The sequence below is a fragment of the Paenibacillus sp. J31P190 genome, assembly GCF_059692075.1.
Map to the genome: position 1 here is coordinate 43,502 of NZ_JCAUAS010000029.1, position 15,343 is coordinate 58,844.

The window sequence follows — 15,343 nt, forward strand, 5'->3', positions numbered from 1 at the left end:
TTTTTAAAAAATATGCTGTGAATCTTAAAGTAAAAGGCAACTAATTTATATATGATAGGTTTGTAAGAACACCCATTGCAGCATTCATATGAAACTAAGGCTAACTTTGAATAAGGGGGGACAGGATCATTAGAAGGAGTATGATCGACGTGAGAAAAAGGTTCATTTTCCGGAACTTGATATTGCCCATGACCTTGTGTACAGTCAAGCTCATTTGCCAGTGCGTAAACAAGCTGTAGCTGTTGGACACGCAGTGCGAGTCGTGTATATGTGTACAGGGATGGCACACGTCGCCGCGGTCACGCAAGATTTATGTCACTGGAGCAATTGGTGCGATGGCTTATGGTGAGGCGTTTACATCTGACTATAATTTGCCAAATGGTACCTTTTATGGAGAAACTCGTGCTTCTATCGGGCTGATATTTTTCGCACATCGCATGTTGGAAATTGAGCCGAAGAGCGAATATGCCGATGTGTTGGAGAGAGCGTTGTACAATACGGTCATTAGTGGTATGGCAAAAAATGGGAAACGCTTTTTTTACGTAAACCCTCTATAAGTCTATCCTAAAGCCAATCAGACGAACAAGATTTATGAACATGTTAAATTGCAGCGTCAGCAATGGTTTGGGTGCTCTTGTTGTCCATCGAATATCGCTCGTTTGATTGCCTCCCTAAATCAATATGTATATACCTTTAAGGATAAGACGCTGTACACCCATCTGTATATAGGCGGAGAAGTCGATTTTGTTCTCGATGGACAATCGGTGAAGGTAGTGCAAAAATCCGAGTACACGATGGATGGAAAAGTTACTTTTGAAGTCCGGTCAGGGGCGGAACCTGTTACATTTACGCTGGCTTTCAGAGTTCCTGAATGGTGTGAGCAGGTGGCCTGTGCACTGAATGGCGATGTGGTTGCCTTTGATGTCATCTTGGACGGATATGGCAAGATCACGCGTACATGGCGAGTAGGCGATATTATCGAACTAAGCTTGGATATGCCGGTTAAACCTATTCACGGACACCCATTAATTCGTCAAAATGCCGGGAAAATTGCTTTACAGCGAGGGCCTTTTATCTATTGTATGGAAGAAATCGATAATGGGAGTAACCTTCATTTGTTGAATATTCATAGTGATGGTGCGTTCGATGTGGAATATGATATGGAATTATTGGGTGGAATGCATATAATTACCGCGTCTGCCTTACGCGCCGAAGTTCCAATGGTGAAGAATCATTGTATTATAGAAACAAACAGTGGAACTTGAAACCGGCGAATTCAACTTTCATTCCTTATTACGCTTGGGGGAACCGAGGAATAGGGGAAATGATGGTTTGGGTTAAAGTAAGAAATTCCTAGTAGTTAACAGAGATCCTATGACCTGCAAGTGCAGGTCATAGGATCTTTGCTGTTTCTTTAGGAGAACCCTGTGAAGTTTTTTCGGAAATTTAGCGGTGAAATGCCTTCCTTATTAGAAAAACAATAAGAAAAATAAGAGGCATGCTGAAAGCCGCTTTCTTCCGCTACTCTCGTCATCGACCAATTCGTTTGAATCAAGAGTTTTTTGGATTGCTCAATCCGATAATAGAGAAGATAGTCATTGGGTGTCATGCCAAATACTTTTAACATACATTTAGCAATATAATTAGGATGATAATTAAGATGTTCCTGCAGCATGGTATTAGAAATTTTTTTTGTGTAGTTTTGACGAATAAATAATTCAACTTTTTCAGCTAAATGAAAGGCCGTCACATCAGTTGTAGAAATTAATTCTCGATTTATGTGCTGCATGAATAGCTGAAAGGTGTTCTGCTTTCGCCAGTTGCGCTGTGAACGAGACTCCTGTTCTAATTCAAAAAAATATTCTAAAATTTCTAATCCTTTACTCGTAAGTTTTATGTACTTTGGTATGAAGATTGAGTTCACCTCAGCATGATTCAGAAAAGCGCTTTTTTTGTGATTCTCAATTAAGGATGCTTGATTTTCTAGGCAAGAGCTCATATCCATGTATTCTTCCCAAGCACCATAAGTATGAAAATGGATCCAGATAATCTCGGTTTCTTTTTCACAGGGTATTGTTCCATAGTGATTAAGATCGGGTCTCAGAATGATGGCTTCGTGTTGCTTAACATGCCATTCATTGGATCCTTCACCTATGAAAATGGCTCCTTGTTTTACAACAATAAGATCAAATGTACCGATATTATTGCGATTTATATGACGTTCTCCAACTTGATAGAAAGCGCTTCCGCAATCAAGGAAATAAGGAATAGGTGGAGCTATGAAATGAAGAATTTGTGGTTTCATATATACACCTCAAAAGCTCGTATTTTAAAATAAATCAATTCATTTGGCATATAAATATGATACTTGATTTCACTATGAAAATAAAGATAATTCATGCGAATTGACAAGGAAATCAATGTTTTAAATACGTATAAAAAAGGAGGGATGTTTAGAGTGATATTTTTAAAAACCTTCTAAATAGTAACACCTGGATATCAGCATGATCAGCTAGGTGTTTAGGTTTATATTCATCTATTAAAGAAAAGCTATAGACGCAGAGGAATTAACCTACCTAGCCGAAAGGTTCGGTTTCAGTTAAGGTGGCGCGCACTGAATCCTCTGTTATCTCCTGTATTTGATACAAAAGAGCAGCTTGATCAACTTTCATCGGCGCTTGTGATTGTAGCTGGAGGGGATTCGCTCCACGATGAAGGGGGGCGTTATGTTGAAATGCTAAGACAAGCCGGTGTTTCGGTTGAGTTTCATGATTTTCCCCAACCTCCCTCATGGCTTTACACTGAATCCAGGACCGGAGACAGATAGAGCGTGTGATATCATGCCCCGATTTATTATGAAGCATATCTGAGAAATGAAACATATCCACTAAAATGTGACACAGGACGATTTTCTGGTACTTGCCTGGGAACTGTCTTGTGTTATGTCCAAGTATAACCATGCCTCACCGGATATACACTGGGTTGAATGCAGGTTAATCATCTAATAAGAAAGGGTCATCTCAAAAGGATGGTCTTAAAAACTTGCTGTTATTGACAGCGAGGAGAACCGTATCATATAGAAAAGCTAGATCATTGCGCTAACGGGTAACGATGTGTTTTAAAGGAAGTTCTTATATCGGAATCTACGTTGCTTCGTGTCCACAACCTCAAAAAATTCGACAATACGGGGGAAGATTTAGAAGATTTAATTTCGATAGGGACGATCGGTTTGATCAAAGCTATCGAATCTTTCTCTCCAAACAAAGGGACAAAGCTGGCGACTTTTGCAGCACGTTGTATTGAGAATGAGATCCTGATGCATCTGCGCTCATTGAAGAAAACGCGTAAAGATGTATCACTTCATGATCCCATTGGAACGGACAAAGAGGGGAACGAAATTACACTCATCGACATACTCGGCAGCGAGGCGGACGATGTGGTGGATGCAGTGCAACTTAAGATTGAGAAGAGCAAAATCTATCGGAATCTAGAGATATTGGACGACCGCGAGAAGGAAGTTGTTGTCGGTCGGTTTGGTTTAGAACTTGGCGGCGAGGAACGGACGCAGCGAGAGATTGCGAAGGAGCTGGGGATATCGAGGTCCTACGTATCGCGGATTGAGAAGCGGGCGCTGATGAAGCTTTATCATGAGTTTTATAAGGCGAAAAGGTAAGGGCTATGAATCGCATACTTCACTATCAAGTAATGGAGGTGAAGGTTATGTCATTAATCCATATCGAGAAAGCCAGTAAATACTATACGATGGGCGAGGAAACGATTAAAGCGTTAGATGACGTCTCGTTAGATATTGATCAAGGAGAGTTCGTAGCCATTATGGGACCATCGGGTTCCGGCAAGTCCACACTGATGAACATCATCGGGTGTTTAGATATAGTAGATAAAGGTATCTATTACCTGGATGGTCAAGCAATAAACGTGCTTAAGGATTCTGGGCTTGCTGAGATTCGTAATCAGAAGATTGGCTTTGTTTTTCAAAGCTTCAATTTGCTACCGAGATTAAGTGCCTATGAGAATGTGGAGTTGCCTTTGATTTATCGGGGGATGAGCAAAAAGGAAAGAGAACCGCTCGTCTTTTATGCACTGGAATCGGTTGATTTATTGGATCGCAAGAAGCATTTTCCATCAGAATTATCTGGCGGGCAGCAACAGCGTGTTGCTATTGCGCGGACGTTGGCAGGAGATCCACCAATCATTTTGGCAGATGAGCCAACGGGGGCGCTGGATTCGAAAACGGGTGTGGAGATCATGGCTATATTCAGGCGATTGAATGAGCAGGGCAGGACGATCATTGTGATTACACATGACCGGCAGGTTGCGGAGCAGGCGAAGCGGGTTGTGCGATTTCGGGATGGAAGATTGGTTCATTAATATGAATGATATCGGCCTTACGATAAAAATGGTTGTGGTGCAAGAATAAAAATGGATAGCAAAAACCCAACAAATTGTAATTTAACTATGCCACAATACCAAATATTTTATTGATCCATTCAACATCAGTTAGGACAGACGAATTATTTTTCGCCTGTCCTTTACTTATCATATGCATGGCCTCGATTCCCTTCAACGTCTGTTCTGCAGTGTGAAACGTTTTGAAACCAAGCATTGGTTTTGTGATTTTCTTTATGAATCGATGATCTTGTTCCACAATGTTGTTTAAATACTTTGTCTGTCTAACCAAAGTTTCTTTTGGCAGGACTTTTTCATTTATTAATTCTTGTATGGCTGGTGGATATGCCGGGTTTTTGTCCAAAGTAATCACACGTGGTAATTGATTATGTGGTGAGGTCAATGCTTTGGTAAAGAAACGCTTAGCTGCCGGCATATCTCGATTTTCAGATAGCATAAAATCAATCGTATTCCCCTTAGAATCAACTGCTCTATATAAATACTTCCATTGACCTTTGACTTTGATGTATGTTTCGTCCGTTCTGTACGAATCATTTGTGGGTATTAAATAGGGGCGGATTCGTTTGTCTATTTCGGGCCCAAATTCATGGCCCCATCTCATGATCGTGGTATGGGAAATCGCTAATCCCCGCTCGCTCATTATTTCTACGATGTCTCGATAGCTTAAACTATATTTTAAATACCATCGCACTGTTAGTAAAATGATTGCTGATTCATACTGCTTCCATTTAAATAAATTCAATTTGGTTTCCATAGCAACTTGCTCCATCCCATGACTTCATTATCAGATACGTTATCATGAATTAGAGGTTTGCACCACAACCAAATCGAGAAGTCGAAGATTTATCGGAATCTGGAGATTTTGGATGACCGCGAGAAGGAAGTTGTGGTAGGTAGGTTTGGCTTGGAGCTTGGAGGCGAAGAGCGGACGCAGCGGGAGATTGCAAAGGAGTTGGGGATTTCGCGTTCGTATGTTCGCGGATTGAGAAGCGGGCACTCATGAAGCTCTATCATGAATTTTATAAGGCGAAGAGGTAGGGTCATCTAGTTGATGAATCGCAGACTTCATTTATTTGGCATCAGATAATGGGGGGCGAAGACAATGACAGCCTTAATCCAAATTGAGCATGTTAGCAAATTTTACCATATGGGTGGAGAAACGATTCGGGCGTTGGATGATATAACGCTGGATATCGCGCAAGGAGAATTTGTCGCTATAATGGGGCCGTCAGGTTCTGGAAAGTCCACGCTGATGAACATCATCGGCTGTTTGGACGTTTCGGACGAAGGCCATTATGTGCTAGATGGAAAGCAGATTCACGCGCTTAAAGACACCAAGTTAGCGGAAATTCGGAATACGAAGATCGGATTTGTATTCCAAAGCTTTAACCTGCTACCGAGATTAAACGCTTATGAGAATGTGGAATTGCCGCTAATTTATCGAGGATTATCGAGAAAACAGCGGGAGCCTCTGGTTTCAAAAGAGTTGGAAGCTGTTGATCTGTTAGATCGCAGAAGGCACTTACCATCGGAGCTATCTGGTGGACAGCAACAGCGTGTGGCGATAGCGAGGACGCTTGCGGGAGATCCACCAATTATCTTGGCAGATGAGCCGACGGGGGCGTTGGAATCGAAGACGGGCGTGGAGATTATGGATATTTTCAGACGATTGAACGAGCAGGGGCGGACGATTATATTGATAACGCATGATCAGCAGGTTGCGGAGCAGGCGAAGCGGGTTGTGAGGTTTAGGGATGGGCGCTTGGTGTATTAAGTACCATGAATTTAATAAGGCGATGAGGTAAAGTGGGGGCAGCCCTCTTTTATCTTATTCTTCCTTTAGTGGACAAGAATTAGTCAGTCCGATTATAGATAACTCGAACTCCTTATCATTATTTCTAATTCTGCAGAATGTTTTGGAGCGTGAGGGGCAAGGGCAGCGTTATAATCAAATTTACCCGAGACATCTTTATATTTTGTTGCGACAGAATTCGTGTTTTTAAATAGATTGTCAATTATAGCGTATTGCGTCGTTATCAAATGTCATGTTCGATTGCGTTATTAAATATACAGAGTCGGCTCGATCACTTGAATCGCAGGATTCTGTTCTGTTCCAACATTCATCGGTTCATCCGTGTCAGCAAGCATCACTCTCTTCTTGGTGCCGTTAATGACTATAACCTGTGTTAGGCCGGCATAGCCCCCGCCGGAGGAGAAACTTGGGAAGAAGCAAGTGTTGAACCGCGCGAGAATATGGAATGGTAGCGATTCGTCCTAAACTGGTGTCCAAGATCTGTGGGAGAATAATGTGTGATGGCACGCTCGATTGATGAAAGAGGAAACGAGCAGCCCTTAACGCAAAAGAGTAATCAAGTGTCGCGTGTAATGATATTCGTAGAACAACCCAGAGGTATTAAAGGAAAAAGATGAAGTTGTGCTAACGGAGAAAAGCGTTAAAATAATGCCGTTGAGCTAAGCTAAACAACTCCAAACTAAGGCTGCCGCGAAAAATGAACGGCAGTCTTATTCAGTTCATGTTAAAATTATTCGTACACAGTTTGTTAGGTGTAATTATAGTAGTAATATTTACTTTTGTAGCCGGCGGAGATACCATTCGTACAATGGTATCGATCAAGATAATCTAAGTAGATCCTTTTTGTGATATGAGACTACTTCAATTCTCTGGGAGGTAAATGATTAATGGACAAGTTAGATATGCTATTTCGTCATAGAATAGGTATCTTAAAAAACGAAATAATAACTTTTGAAAACTTAGACATTGTTCTTGAAAAGACTGCAATAGAAATCCCATTTGAAAATTTATGCGTAATTGAAAATAGAACCACTGACATTACAAAAGAGAATCTAATCGACAAAATAATCAAAAGAAATGAGGGAGGGCTTTGTTATGAGCTAAATTCTATTTTATATTTATTTTTAATTGAAAATTTCTTTAATTCAACCCTGGTTAGAGGTATTACTTATGACCATATTGGACAACGATGGAGCGCGACAGGAAGAACGCATGTACTCAATATCATAACTTACGATGGGCAACAATATTTGGTCGACACCGGATTTGGAGGGAACTTACCGTTAAAGCCAGTCCCATTAAATGGGGACATTGTTATATCCAATAATGGTAAATTTAAAGTAGAAAAAGCGGACAGTGAGTACGGTGATTACTTTTTGTATATGAGGTTGAAACATAAACATGATTGTTGGAAACTAGGGTATGTGTTTGATTCCACAGTTGTAGTTAAGGATCTTTCGGAACTGAATGAGGTACAGAGGATAATAGCGGAGCATCCAGAATCTCGTTTTAATAAGAGACCATTAATCACTAGGCAAAATCAACGAGGAAACATAATTCTAACGGATACCTCGTTCACCGAATGGATTGATGGAAAAGAAGATAAAAAAGAAATTGACAAAAACTTATTCAAAGAAATACTCATGGATAAGTTTGGCATAAAATCTTATTGAAGGTTTTAAACTCCCTCGATATGATTTGATTTCCTCACGCAAGCTCGTCTATTCGCAGGATTTCATCCTTTAGATTTCGATGATGAGTGAAAGAGAACGAGATATATTAGGAAGTGTCGTTAAAAAGGCATGCGGGAATAGAGGTGGAGTTGAATCACCCAATTCATTCCAAATGCTGCACTTATTCTCCACAGCGCCCTTAGCGATTTTCACTCCCATGTCTCAACGGGTCATAGCCCTTTCTAATGGGGTGGAGGTCGGTCTTTCTAACGGAATGGGTTGGAGCCCTTTTGTTTAACGTATCCCGATACTCTGTGCTTTCTTTGTCATCCTGCGAATACGCCAACTTGCTTGAGGTCAGGTTTCGTTTTTAAGCTGCCAATGTAAAGATTTTCGTTGGGTTGTAGGCTTCATTACGTCGAGCCATTCCGACTAAGAGTCGAGCTAACTTTCCACATAACTTCATGATAGACTTAATCTTTTTAAGCTTTTTCACCTGAACATTGTAGTGATGTAAGGCTTTAAATTCTTGGTTACTCATGACCATGCACATCGTAATTAAATAGAGAAAATGACGCAGGCGTGGAGGGCCTCGTTTACTGAGCGTCATTTGTCCCTTCCATTTACCTGAGCTTGCTTCGGTCAAATTAAGGCCAGCGTGACGGAGTAGAGCGTTCCCGTGCGCATAACCTCTAAGATCTCCAGACTCTCCTAAAACACCAGCTAGAGTAATTGCACTTATTCCAGTAATGGCAAGGTTTTTGCCTGAATAGGGGATACGTTCAAAAACGTCTTTGGCTTCTTTTTCAATCCTCTGTAGTTGAGAATATCCCTCTGGGAAATTAGTTAGCTCCTTAAAAATGCTATGGTATTTGGAGTCAGTATGGTGGATTAACGCGAATATGTAACATCATAATGATATTCAGGCAAGATTTGCTGAGGAAATGACTTGGTTAGCCGAAATTAATGAGCAGCTTCCTGTAATTCTCGGCGATTTATGAACAGCCGCTCAACTAACGGATGAACGTTTGTTCAATAAGCAACATTATCAAAGGTTGCCAGCATAATCGGCAGCCTTTGCTCACCTAACGGGCGGGATTATGTGATCACTTTGCAGAATATTTCGATGGATAATTTGCGAAGTTCCTAAATAAGACGAATATAGTAATTTGTCGTTAATATTGAATACACAATTGAAAAGGATGATCATGTCTGTAAGCAATATGTGATGGGCGGGGAAACGATTCGCGCGTTGGATGATGTGTCTTTGGAAATTGAGCAAGGGGAATTTGTCGCGATCATGGGGCCGTCAGGCTCGGGGAAGTAACTACTAGTCACAGGCCATTACTGTTTTAAGGATTAATAAAGTGTGGAGATAGCTCTTTTAGCTTGTCAGGGTTTCTGAAAAATGGACGATGGATCGTAAAAATCAACGATTGTTGATTGTAGCAGATGTTGCTTATACTTAGGTAATCATTAATCAATCATATATTATGGAGACGAACATGGATAATCTTATATGGTTTAAGCAGCCTGCTGCAAATTGGAATGAGGCTATTCCTATCGGTAATGGTCGAATTGGGGCAATGATTTTTGGGGATCCATTGAAAGAAAGAATTCAAATAAACGAAGATTCTATTTGGTACGGGGGACCGCAAGAAAGGAATAATACGGATGCGTTAGCACATCTTTCCGTCATTCGAGGCTTGCTTTTTGAAGGTAAATTGAAGGAAGCTCATCAATTGGCTGAAACCGCTTTCTCTGGCACGCCATGCAGTCAAAGGCATTATATGCCAGCAGGTGATTTGCTTCTAATTGGGGAAAAGGAAGGTGAAGTATCTCATTATTCCAGACACCTAGATATGGAGCGCGGAGTTGCTGTTACTTCATATGAGCAATCTGGTCATCGTTATCGACGTGAGGCATTTGTCAGTTACCCAGACGGCCTCCTTGTCATTAGGATGGAAACGGATTGCCCTGAGGGGATGTCTCTGCGCGTACGTTTCGATAGGAAAAAGGGGAAGTACGTAGATTTTAGTGCCAAACGAGGAAATAACAGTCTTGTGATGAGTAATAGCTGTTACGGTACAGATGGAAACGACTATGCGGTTATGGTTCATGCCCATACGGATACAGGAACTTTGAAAACCATCGGCGAGCATTTGGTTGTGAAAGGCGCTGGAAGTGTGGAATTCAGGGTTGCTGTCGCAACAACGTTTCGTTATGTAAATGCAGAGCAAGCTTGTCATCAATTGTTGGATCTTGCTTCGCCATTATCCTATTCGGAGTTGTTGACTCGTCATACCGCCGATCACGGTAAGCTGTTCCAGCGAGTATCTCTGCAATTGCAGGATGAGCGTAGCGAAGAGATATCTGCTCTTTCTACACCTGAAAGATTGGAACGAATGAAATTAGGCTATGATGACTTGGCACTAATGGGATTGTATTTTCAGTTCGGCCGATATTTGCTGATAGCCTGCAGTAGGCAGGGCAGCCTGCCAGCAAACTTACAAGGCATTTGGAATGACGAAATGCTTCCTCCGTGGGACAGCAAATTTACCATTAACATCAATACTCAAATGAACTATTGGCACGCGGAAACTTGCAATCTGTCCGAATGCCACGAACCTTTGTTCGATTTGATCGAGCGAATGCGTGAACCGGGGAGACGGACCGCTTCGGTCATGTATGGCTGCCGTGGCTTCATGGCTCATCATAACACGGACATTTGGGCTGATACCGCTCCACAGGATATTTATCCTCCGTCAACGTATTGGACACTGGGTGCGGCATGGTTATGTTTACATTTATGGGAGCATTATTTGTTTACACAAGATAGCGCCTTCTTAGCTAAGGCTTATGAAACAATGAAAGAGGCAGCGCTATTTTTCGTGGATTTTCTCACGGAATCCCCGGAAGGTGTGCTGGTAACGGCTCCTTCCGTGTCTCCAGAAAATCGATATATACTGCCGGGAGGGGAAACAGGAACGCTATGCTATGGACCGGCTATGGATGCTCAAATTTTAACAGAGCTATTCGAAGGTTGTGTCGCTGCAGCTCAGATACTTGGCGTGGACGAATCGTTTCGTGATGAACTCAATCTAATCATGGATCGGATGCCCACAACTCGCATCGGCAAGTTCGGTCAAATTCAAGAATGGCTCGAAGATTATGAGGAAGCGGAGCCGGGGCATCGGCATATTTCCCATCTATTCGCCTTGCATCCCGGGACAAAAATCAGTCCGAATACAACGCCAGACCTTGCCGCCGCTGCCAAAGTAACATTAGAGCGAAGACTCCACAATGGCGGCGGACATACAGGCTGGAGTCGTGCTTGGATCATAAACTTCTGGGCTAGACTTTTGGATGGAGACGAAGCGTATCATCACTTCGAGGAACTGCTGCGGCACTCAACGCTGCCTAACCTGTTTGATAATCACCCACCTTTTCAAATCGACGGCAATTTTGGGGGGACAGCTGGTATTGCTGAGATGCTGTTGCAAAGCCATCGTGGCGAGCTGCATCTGCTGCCTGCGCTTCCTTCGCGCTGGAAGCAAGGATTTGTTCGTGGATTACGGGCTAGAGGCGGATATGAGGTTGATATCGAATGGAAGGAAGGAAAGCTTAATAAAGCGTCAATTACAGCGGATATTGAAGGAAACTGCCTGATTCGCCTCATTTCGGTTAAACAGTTTAATATTACGGATTTAGAAGGAAACTTACTAGCCTTTCATCTTGAGGGGAATATCATTGTCGTTCATATGCAGCCAAAGCAAACGATCATTATTGATCGATTAACCTATATGTAATTCACAGGAGAGTGAGAAGTCCACTCTCCTTTCTTTTCCTTTGGGTATCGGTTGCAGTCCGCTGTATAATTGAATCAAAGAGAAAAGAGGTTCTGCAGATGTTACCTAAAAGTTTAGCTTTTTTTCGTCAACATAGTATTTTTGTAAAATGGCTGCTCATTTTGAATGTTGTTATTTTAATTTCAATTGTTACAGTGGGTAGCATTTCTTATTTGACTTCCTCATCGCTGCTTATCGAAGAATCTGAACACTCGAGCAGTGTTTATTTGGAGCAGGCTAGAGATAACACAGATAAAGAAATCCTAGTTCTGGAAAGCATGACACAGCAAATTGCTTTGCAACCGAACACACGTCGGGCGATCTATCAATTCTCCACAGGAGAAACGAATAATGAACCGCTCTATGCGGAATTGGTGAAATATCTTAGCAGTGTGAAAATGTCGAATCCACTTGTAGCTAACCTTTGGCTAGACCCTACAAAGGATCTGTTCACAATTAGCAACGATGCTAAATATGAGAAGAATTTTTTTTACAGCAGCATTTTTCCCTTCCAACCTGATATCAATAGGTTTAAACAAAACCGAAGCCAATTTGGTATCACATATCTGGGGATGGTTTGGGTTAATGATAAGCAACAACTACTTTTTGGTAGACCAGCTCCGATTGAAGAAACGGTATTTCGAGGTGTTATATATGTAAGCGTGGATGTTTCTGAGTTTTTAAACGGAATCAATAGTTCTATGCTTGGGGACGATACTGGTATTTTTGTAACCGATTCATTGGGGGAAATTGTCCTAAAGAACAATCGTTTCAAGGTAAGAGATGAAGAGAAACTAGAGGAAATACTGAAAAGTACTAACACTAAAATAGTGAATGACAATCAGCAAGATCATGGAACCCTTCATACCCATATTGCGAATGGGAAAGAGTATCTCGTTGTGTATACTTCATCTAAAGTGAACGACTGGAATTATATCAGTATGGTGCCTATTACAACAATTACTGAGAAATCACGTCGGATTCAAAGTATTACGGTTGTTGCCGTTCTAATTTGTCTAGTCTGTGGCCTTATTGTGTCTTACATGTTGACTAGGAGAATTTATGAACCGATTAATCGCATAATTCAATACATAAATGTAATTGGCGTCGGAGGTAAAAACAGTCAGAATCGCGGCAACAAGCAAAATGAATTTGTATTTATTAATCAACTGATAGATACGGTACATCACCGCTACGAAAGTCTTAAGAATACTTTTGATAAGCAGGTGCCGGCTCTCCGTCAGAAATTCTTGAACGATCTCATTGAAGGCAGGGCGTACTCGGCGAAATGGGAAGAAACGATGACGTCCATTCAACTGGACTTGCCCTACACATCATTTCAACTCATCGTTTTTGAGACGACGGATTTCTCGTTAGATCAAATTGTCAGCAGTGGAGAGACGATTTTGGAAGCTTTTGATGAAGCCTACTCAAGATTTGCTGCAGTAGGTTTATCGATTCATTATGTTCCCAAACATAACAATATGATTGTGGTCATTGTGAATATAGATATAGAGACGAGTGATCCTGAGAAAATTTTTGAGTTTGCTAATCATGTAAATGCTACTTTTGAAAGGTTGTACTACAAAAAATTCACAGTAGGCATCGGTCGGGCGCACGACACCCATTCTAATATTCCACATTCGTATTTAGAAGCATTGAGCGCACTGCGTTTTAAAGTTGTAAAAGGCCAAGGAGAAATTATTTTCGTAGATGAGGTGCCCGTCAATCCACCAACCACTTTGAACTACTCGCTGGATATGGAGAAGCAGTTGATTAATCAATTGAAAACGTCCGATATTGGAGAGTCTTGTAAATCTCTTGATCGTATTTTATTCAATAATCTTGGTAAGGAGTCATCATCACCCGAGCTTATTCAACAATTGTTCAGGGCATTGGCTGGAACTGCAGTGCGTACAATTTATGAGATTGGGGCGACTATGGAGGAAGTACTTGGCTCAGACTCCAGTGTATATGAGGTTATCGATAGCAGGAGTATGGTAGAGGAGAAGCGCCAAGTTTTAATTAAGGCATTTGAATCTATTCAAAGCTATATTCAAAACCGTACAGAAAATCAATATGAGAAGTTGTTTGCCAACATTCGTGAATATGTCGAGCAGCACTATCATCAGGAATTATCGCTTCCCCAATTAGGGAAGGAGCTTAAGATGTCACCGACTTATCTCAGCAGCAAGTTCAAAGAAATAACTGGGATGAAGTTTGTGGATTTCGTGAATATTCGTAGAATCGAACAAGCGAAATTGGTTTTGAGAAGTACGGAAGAGCCCGTACAAGCAATAGCAGAGCAAGTTGGCTTCGTTAATGCAAACACATTTATTAAAGTATTTAAGAAACATGAAGGAGTTACACCTGGCCAGTATCGTTCTTTACCTTAATATTATCTCGTATATGACCGATTCCTGCGATTGTAGGGGTCGTTTTTTTTGTGTAACGCAAAATATAACGATGGATCCTAAAAAAAGATGATGAGTTCTGATTTCATAACGATCCAGCGAAAGAATGATCGATATACGAAAGAGGAGTGCAGAAGACATAATAGGGGCATGGGCTGGAACATTGGATTCGGCTAGAAAGGGGATGCCTATGAATATCGAGAATGCCGCAGTTGATGTCGCTAAATCAAGACCTAAAACAAGCGAGAGAACTAGAACGAAATTAAAGAAACGTTTGCTGAACGAGTATCACCTCTATCTGATGTTTATACCTGTCCTAGTGTATTATGCTCTTTTCAAATATGCGCCGATGTTGGGAGCTATTGTGTTATCGTTCCTTGATTACGATATTTTTAAAGGGTTCGTGGGCAGCCACTTCGTGGGACTGAAGCATTTCGTGGCATTTTTTGAATCTGTTTATTTTTTCAGGTTATTGAAAAACACATTATTACTTAATCTAATGAATTTATTATTTGTGTTTCCTGCGCCTATCGTGTTTGCGCTTCTCATTAATGAGATCCGTAGCCGCGTAGTAAAAAGAACCGTGCAAACCATCAGCTACTTGCCCCACTTTGTTTCAACGGTAATCGTGGCTAGTATGGCCGTCACGTTCTTGTCGCCAAGCATTGGGATGATTAACAATATGATCGCCTCATTTGGAGGAGAACGGATTCATTTCCTGATGAAGCCGGAATACTTCAAATGGATCTACACAAGTATAGACAGCTGGCAAACGATTGGTTGGTCCGCCATTCTGTATTTTGCAGCATTAACTGGCATTAACAGCGAATTATACGAAGCGGCGATGGTTGATGGAGCAAGCCGCTGGAAACAGGCGATTCACATTACGATTCCTGGTATATCGTCGACAATCATCATCATGCTGCTGCTTAAGATAGGCCATATGCTCGAAGTGGGTTATGAGTTGATTATGCTTCTTTATAATCCCAACACTTACGTGACAGCCGACGTAATCAATACTTATGTGTATCGCAAGGGTATCATCGATTCAAGTTACAGCTTTGCTAGTGCCGTTGGATTTTTCCAATCAATCATTGGGCTGATCCTAATCGTTGCTGCAAATCGTCTTGCCAAGAAATATTCTGAAACGAGCATGTGGTAAAGGAG

At 41.4% G+C, this 15,343-nt stretch carries 12 protein-coding genes and 4 pseudogenes; 13 read left to right on the plus strand and 3 right to left on the minus strand.

Going from position 1 to position 15,343, the window contains the following annotated elements:
- Nucleotides 1-262: 262 nt before the first annotated feature.
- The 3 genes and pseudogenes from AC58U0_RS31950 to AC58U0_RS31960 all read left to right on the plus strand — a co-directional run bounded on the left by AC58U0_RS31950 (nt 263) and on the right by AC58U0_RS31960 (nt 1,357).
- Nucleotides 263-557, plus strand: a pseudogene (locus tag AC58U0_RS31950) (beta-L-arabinofuranosidase domain-containing protein).
- 48 nt (nt 558-605) lie between these two features.
- Complete coding sequence (locus tag AC58U0_RS31955; protein ID WP_497382807.1) at nt 606-1,265, plus strand: hypothetical protein; 660 nt, start codon at nt 606-608, stop codon at nt 1,263-1,265.
- Complete coding sequence (locus AC58U0_RS31960) at nt 1,262-1,357, plus strand: hypothetical protein (protein ID WP_497382838.1); 96 nt, start codon at nt 1,262-1,264, stop codon at nt 1,355-1,357. Before AC58U0_RS31955 ends, AC58U0_RS31960 begins: the two co-directional genes overlap by 4 nt.
- Nucleotides 1,358-1,414: 57 nt before the next feature.
- Here AC58U0_RS31960 and AC58U0_RS31965 read toward each other — a convergent pair whose 3' ends face one another.
- On the minus strand, nt 1,415-2,305 hold the full coding sequence (locus AC58U0_RS31965; protein ID WP_497382808.1) for a helix-turn-helix transcriptional regulator: 891 nt from the start codon (nt 2,303-2,305) through the stop codon (nt 1,415-1,417).
- 318 nt (nt 2,306-2,623) lie between these two features.
- Here AC58U0_RS31965 and AC58U0_RS31970 point away from each other — a divergent pair, with 318 nt between their 5' ends.
- The 3 genes from AC58U0_RS31970 to AC58U0_RS31980 all read left to right on the plus strand — a co-directional run bounded on the left by AC58U0_RS31970 (nt 2,624) and on the right by AC58U0_RS31980 (nt 4,389).
- On the plus strand, nt 2,624-2,827 hold the full coding sequence (locus tag AC58U0_RS31970) for an alpha/beta hydrolase fold domain-containing protein (protein WP_497382839.1): 204 nt from the start codon (nt 2,624-2,626) through the stop codon (nt 2,825-2,827).
- A 306-nt stretch (nt 2,828-3,133) separates the two neighbouring features.
- The gene (gene sigK, locus AC58U0_RS31975; RefSeq protein ID WP_497382840.1) at nt 3,134-3,673 is read left to right on the plus strand and encodes an RNA polymerase sporulation sigma factor SigK; all 540 of its coding nucleotides are present in this window, start codon (nt 3,134-3,136) and stop codon (nt 3,671-3,673) included.
- Nucleotides 3,674-3,720: 47 nt separating this feature from the next.
- Nucleotides 3,721-4,389 (plus strand): ABC transporter ATP-binding protein, encoded by a 669-nt coding sequence (locus tag AC58U0_RS31980; protein WP_497382809.1) that lies wholly within the window; start codon nt 3,721-3,723, stop codon nt 4,387-4,389.
- Between the two features lie 85 nt (nt 4,390-4,474).
- Here the strand turns inward: AC58U0_RS31980 and AC58U0_RS31985 are convergent, their stop codons facing one another.
- Nucleotides 4,475-5,182 (minus strand): IS6 family transposase, encoded by a 708-nt coding sequence (locus AC58U0_RS31985; RefSeq protein WP_497382810.1) that lies wholly within the window; start codon nt 5,180-5,182, stop codon nt 4,475-4,477.
- Between the two features lie 69 nt (nt 5,183-5,251).
- Between AC58U0_RS31985 and AC58U0_RS31990 the strand changes: the two are divergent.
- The 3 genes and pseudogenes from AC58U0_RS31990 to AC58U0_RS32000 all read left to right on the plus strand — a co-directional run.
- Nucleotides 5,252-5,466 (plus strand): annotated as a pseudogene (locus AC58U0_RS31990) (sigma factor-like helix-turn-helix DNA-binding protein); the annotation flags it as partial.
- Between the two features lie 64 nt (nt 5,467-5,530).
- Nucleotides 5,531-6,202 carry an ABC transporter ATP-binding protein gene (locus AC58U0_RS31995; RefSeq protein WP_497382811.1) on the plus strand — a complete coding sequence of 224 codons (672 nt, stop codon included), beginning with the start codon at nt 5,531-5,533 and terminating at the stop codon, nt 6,200-6,202.
- A 926-nt stretch (nt 6,203-7,128) separates the two neighbouring features.
- Nucleotides 7,129-7,914 (plus strand): arylamine N-acetyltransferase family protein, encoded by a 786-nt coding sequence (locus AC58U0_RS32000; RefSeq protein WP_497382812.1) that lies wholly within the window; start codon nt 7,129-7,131, stop codon nt 7,912-7,914.
- A gap of 370 nt (nt 7,915-8,284) precedes the next feature.
- Here AC58U0_RS32000 and AC58U0_RS32005 read toward each other — a convergent pair.
- A pseudogene (locus AC58U0_RS32005) lies at nt 8,285-8,737 on the minus strand (transposase); the annotation flags it as partial.
- Between the two features lie 405 nt (nt 8,738-9,142).
- On the opposite strand from AC58U0_RS32005, the pseudogene AC58U0_RS32010 reads away from it, so the two are divergent.
- The 4 genes and pseudogenes from AC58U0_RS32010 to AC58U0_RS32025 all read left to right on the plus strand — a co-directional run.
- Nucleotides 9,143-9,238: pseudogene (locus AC58U0_RS32010) on the plus strand (ATP-binding cassette domain-containing protein); the annotation flags it as partial.
- Nucleotides 9,239-9,419: 181 nt separating this feature from the next.
- Nucleotides 9,420-11,723 carry a glycoside hydrolase family 95 protein gene (locus tag AC58U0_RS32015; protein ID WP_497382813.1) on the plus strand — a complete coding sequence of 768 codons (2,304 nt, stop codon included), beginning with the start codon at nt 9,420-9,422 and terminating at the stop codon, nt 11,721-11,723.
- 98 nt (nt 11,724-11,821) lie between these two features.
- The gene (locus AC58U0_RS32020; protein ID WP_497382814.1) at nt 11,822-14,158 is read left to right on the plus strand and encodes a helix-turn-helix domain-containing protein; all 2,337 of its coding nucleotides are present in this window, start codon (nt 11,822-11,824) and stop codon (nt 14,156-14,158) included.
- Nucleotides 14,159-14,366: 208 nt separating this feature from the next.
- Nucleotides 14,367-15,338, plus strand: coding sequence for an ABC transporter permease (locus tag AC58U0_RS32025; protein ID WP_497382815.1), 972 nt, complete (start codon nt 14,367-14,369; stop codon nt 15,336-15,338).
- The last annotated feature ends 5 nt before the right edge of the window (nt 15,339-15,343 follow it).